The 4,137-nt window shown below is 47.0% G+C and carries 4 protein-coding genes and 1 pseudogene; 1 reads left to right on the forward strand and 4 read right to left on the reverse strand.

From position 1 onward, the window contains the following. Positions 1–506: 506 nt before the first annotated feature. Positions 507–698, reverse strand: a pseudogene (locus tag MJ768_RS11805) (transposase); the annotation flags it as partial. 557 nt (positions 699–1,255) lie between these two features. Here MJ768_RS11805 and MJ768_RS11810 point away from each other — a divergent pair. Continuing rightward, the gene (locus MJ768_RS11810; RefSeq protein ID WP_239292046.1) at positions 1,256–1,435 is read left to right on the forward strand and encodes a hypothetical protein; all 180 of its coding nucleotides are present in this window, start codon (positions 1,256–1,258) and stop codon (positions 1,433–1,435) included. Between the two features lie 37 nt (positions 1,436–1,472). Here the strand turns inward: MJ768_RS11810 and corA are convergent, their stop codons facing one another. The 3 genes from corA to MJ768_RS11825 all read right to left on the reverse strand — a co-directional run bounded on the left by corA (position 1,473) and on the right by MJ768_RS11825 (position 3,799). Then, positions 1,473–2,432, reverse strand: coding sequence for a magnesium/cobalt transporter CorA (corA, locus tag MJ768_RS11815; RefSeq protein ID WP_239292047.1), 960 nt, complete (start codon positions 2,430–2,432; stop codon positions 1,473–1,475). A 269-nt stretch (positions 2,433–2,701) separates the two neighbouring features. Beyond that, positions 2,702–3,208, reverse strand: a complete 507-nt coding sequence (locus tag MJ768_RS11820) for a hypothetical protein (protein WP_239292048.1) — start codon at positions 3,206–3,208, stop codon at positions 2,702–2,704. Between the two features lie 234 nt (positions 3,209–3,442). After that, complete coding sequence (locus MJ768_RS11825) at positions 3,443–3,799, reverse strand: hypothetical protein (RefSeq protein WP_239292049.1); 357 nt, start codon at positions 3,797–3,799, stop codon at positions 3,443–3,445. Positions 3,800–4,137 lie beyond the last annotated feature (338 nt).

Consider the following 4,137-nt stretch of genomic DNA (forward strand, 5'->3'; position numbering starts at 1 on the left):
CTACGCGGATAAATTAAAGTCGATTTGATCTAGATCAAGATTGTGCTATTTTTTTTGACATGCTATCCCGACTGAAGATTTCATAAATTGGCGCGCACCTCTGCGACGTCGGTTGGTAACGGTAGCGTCCAACGGATTAAGCAGCGAATTGATTTGCATGCTGTCGCTGCAAACACAACGGGTGACAGATAGCCAAGCGAGCCCTGAAGTTTCCTCACGAATCAGGTAGTTTTAAATTGAAGTGCGACAGCATCGTGAGCCTGTCGTCTTTGCTCTTTATCCTAAATCCAGCAGTTAGCCGGCTCCCAAAGCAAACAACTGATCGTATATTTTAGGCGGTCGCCGAGTTATTTTTGACGATGTAGTTTAAGGCTACGCTGAACAAGCCCAGCATTTCCAAGATTCCAATTACGAAATATGCGTGATTGTGTAAATAAGGCAAGTTCAGCCCGCTTTGTTTTGTCCTTTCGGGCTGCTCCTTGGGCTTTTCGCCCGTCATTCGCCCGCTATGGGCGCACCTGTGCCATCAATCGATTTCGAGACAAGTAAATAATCGCCAATGCCAGCGCGGTAAATGCGCGACCGGCACTCTTGGCGAAACCACGGTAGCACACTTTAAAAAAACCCCACAGTCGTTTAATCACGGCAAAGACGTGTTCGACGCGGGCTCTTATTTTTGACTTGTTGAGGTTCTTGCGGCACTTGAGCCTGACTCTTTTTGAGAAAACAGCACTCGATCAATTACTTATAAATTCGGAGGTGCAAGTGACCATACGGCAAAAAGCAACCAACTGAATCTATTAAATTAAAAGTCCGGACATTTCTGATTTCGTCTAAAGCTGCTGACTCGGGAAACGACCGAGTCAGCAGCTTTAGACGAAATATGGGCTATACAAAGTTCCGACAACGGTTGGCTGGAAAACGGCACTGCCTTGGCGTAAAGAACATCGGAAAGCCATGTGCGGGAATTGGGGTTGGCAGGGCTTTTGCGAAGTAAAAAACTCGCAAAATCGCATGCACGGTTTGACGAGGGGAGGCAGGCGAGAGCCGTTCTCTACTCTTCACAGCCATGACACTCACCGCAGCCGGCAGTGTGCTATAGGGCACCTCTAAAAATCCAATTTTCGTCACAATACGGCGTTACTCGAAAAAAATTATCGCTTACATATCAACTATATGCCACGCTCAAATTTTTTACTCGTGCCTTGTCTTGCCTAGAAACTTGAATTTTTAGAGGCGCCCTATAGGGCTAGGCGTGGTCTACTACATCGGCTTATCGTGCGCGGCAAGCATCACCATCTACCGCTACAATTTGATTCGAACACGTCAGCACGAAGCTTGCTTCAAGGCTTTCCTGCACAATAACTGGTTTGGTGCTGCGGTGTTCATCGGAATTGCGCTGGATTATCTGCTGCGCTTGTCGAGAGCTTCATAGTCAACCTTTAAATCATAGTAGCTGGCCGGATACAGCTCTATTTCAACCAGCCCTTGCGATGGAATATCCAGAATGGCACCACCACCGACAACGCCATTAACAAAAGCGCAAAGGGATAACCCAGGCTCCAACTGAGTTCGGGCATATGCGCGAAGTTCATGCCATAGATGGAGGCGATAAGCACCGGCGGCAACAGCGCGACCGAAGACACGGAGAACAAGCGCACAACCTTATTCTGATTGACGTTAATAAAGCTGATGGTAGCGACCATCAGGAAGTTGATCTTGTCAAACAGGAAGCTGGTGTGCCCGTCCAGTGAGTCAATGTCCTGCATGATCTGGCGCACATCGTCCATTTGCATAGGCGTGAGCAATTTACTACGCATCAGAAAGGATATTGCTCTGCGAGTATCCATCACGTTGCGGCGGATACGCCCATTGAGGTGCTCAGCATGTGCGATATTGATCAACACGGAGGAAGCATGCTTGTCGCTGAGCTTGGCATTGAGTACCTTGCTGCTCACTTGTCCCAGATCGGCATACACCCCTTCCAGCGCATCGGCGGAAAACTCCACATCCATTGAATACAAATCAATCAGCACATCCTTGCAGTCTTCCACATCGTCCGGCTGCCCGTGGTTTGCCAAACGCCTTTGGTAAAACACCGGCAAGTCTTCCTCATGCACGCTGAAAAGAGTGTTGCCGGACAGCACAAAAGCCACAGTGACACTGCGCGAACTACTCTCTTTGCCGAGCAGGAAATCCGAACGCAAATGCAGCTCATCGTTTTCCTCATAGAACCGTGCACTGGCCTCAATATCTCGAAGATGCTCGGGCTTTGGCAAAGTCAAGTGATAAGCTTGCTCTATCCATTTACGTTCCTCGTCATTGGGCGCAACAACGTCAATCCATATCGGATGATCGGAGCGGAAATCATCTTGCTCATCCAGATGTATTTTACTCAGGCGGCCGTTGCTGAGTGTGTAGGCATTGATCATGGCAGGCTTTCTGTATTGCGTATGCTGCAAGCCTAGCAGAAATTACGGGTAATTTAAAAATCCAGATGTATGGCTGCAATCTTTACCTGCTCTCAAAATAATCGATTGAAAGCTTGGCAAAAATGGTGGCACATGTATGCGCTAAGGAGCCCGGTAGGTTAGGCTTCATTTCATTCAGCCCAACCGCGCTATCTCACAAAACCATAAACACAGAGTATCCAGCTGCATCAAGTTATGATTTAGCTACGTCGACTGAATGCCCAACGCTTTTAATTAGCTATGGCTCCGGCGGCCACAGGAGGAGCACTTATCCCAGTAATAACAAAGCTTTGCTTGGCCTGACTCCACTGCAATGTAGCTGTTCTACCAGAAGATGGGAAATCAGAGATTGTTGCTGTTTTGGAAATGCCAGTAAGAAATGCTTCCCCTCCAGACTGAACTGTATTGAATTGTCTAGTTTCAAACGCTTGCCCGTCCGCATACGCACTTATAGTGTGGCTTCCAGGGGAAAGGTCATTGTAGTTGTACAGAAGGGAAAAACCAGAATCAGCGCGTCCGCAAATGCCCACTGTATCATTTCGACTCGTCCCGCTGCCAGCCTTCCCAAGGCTCTTACCATCAATTGTTATGTCAATATGAGTTGCCGTGCAATGCCAGCCTGAGATAACTCCAATGCCGGATTCAGTGCTGTCAACTACTGGGTTTTCCAATAATCCTTCTGCAAAAGACAAAGGAACTGCTACGGTTAAAGCTACGGCTAACATTAATTTATTCATGGGACTACTCCTGATTAGAATTTTGTTATTTTAATGCCGCGTTTTAAAACTTTTGTAATAGAGGCGTACTTCGAAGAACGCCATATCGGGCAAGGCTTCCGGTGTCACGGCATCAATGGACCTTACTGGACTCTCCGGAGAAAAACTGGATGTCAAGGTCAAGATTCGACCAAGCCCTACCAAGGATTGGAATGAAGTTGAATAATAGTACTCTCCTGTAGATCCATCAGTTCGCTACCGCTCATAAGTCGGATGTAAGCCCGGTAGGTTAGGCTTCATTTCATTCAGCCCAACCTTACCGGGTTTTTTAATTTCAATTGCTGGCGGCTTGCAAAGCGCTCGATCTACATAGGTTTTATTTCCATTGCTGTTGATATAGTAGCAACCACCTTTCGGGCCAGTGATGTAAGTATGGTTGGATTTTGGACGATAGGTATTTTCTGCATTGGCTGAGATGCATGCAAATATTGTTATGCTAGTGAATATAAAGAGAAACAGTTTCTTCATATATAAACCACCAGAACATTTGAGTGGTGAAGCCCGATAGGTTGAGCTGAATAAAATGAAGCCCAACATCTCATCGCTCGCCATAACCATCTACTCCATCACCTATTTGCACACCCCAATCCGATGCTGCCATCCCGCTCAATATAGCCATGCAATGTTGAATGTGGCCAATCAACAGGGAATGTTGCATGGGTTGGAATGGGAACATGCAGCTCAGGTGCGGAATTACCAATGGACAATCATGAGCTTATGATAGATCTTTTTTTGGCGGCCCTAAACATCCAAATGCTGCAAGCGACTCAAGCACTTATACCCAGCTTTGAAGTTATCAGGCGATTGGTAAATGCCGTCTTATGGTTTGTTCCATCTAAGGAAACGCTGAATAATTCACCGCACAGCAGAGTCCGGTGCGTAGTTTCCGG

The sequence above is a fragment of the Candidatus Nitrotoga sp. 1052 genome (genome assembly GCF_927312905.1).
In the GTDB taxonomy this organism is placed as follows: domain Bacteria; phylum Pseudomonadota; class Gammaproteobacteria; order Burkholderiales; family Gallionellaceae; genus Nitrotoga.

Excerpts from the sequence above, each read along its gene's own strand:
- MJ768_RS11825 (WP_239292049.1), bottom strand. The coding sequence starts at position 3,799 with ATGGCGAGCGATGAGATGTTGGGCTTCATTTTATTCAGCTCAACCTAT.
- corA (WP_239292047.1), bottom strand. The coding sequence starts at position 2,432 with ATGATCAATGCCTACACACTCAGCAACGGCCGCCTGAGTAAAATACAT.
- MJ768_RS11820 (WP_239292048.1), bottom strand. The coding sequence starts at position 3,208 with ATGAATAAATTAATGTTAGCCGTAGCTTTAACCGTAGCAGTTCCTTTG.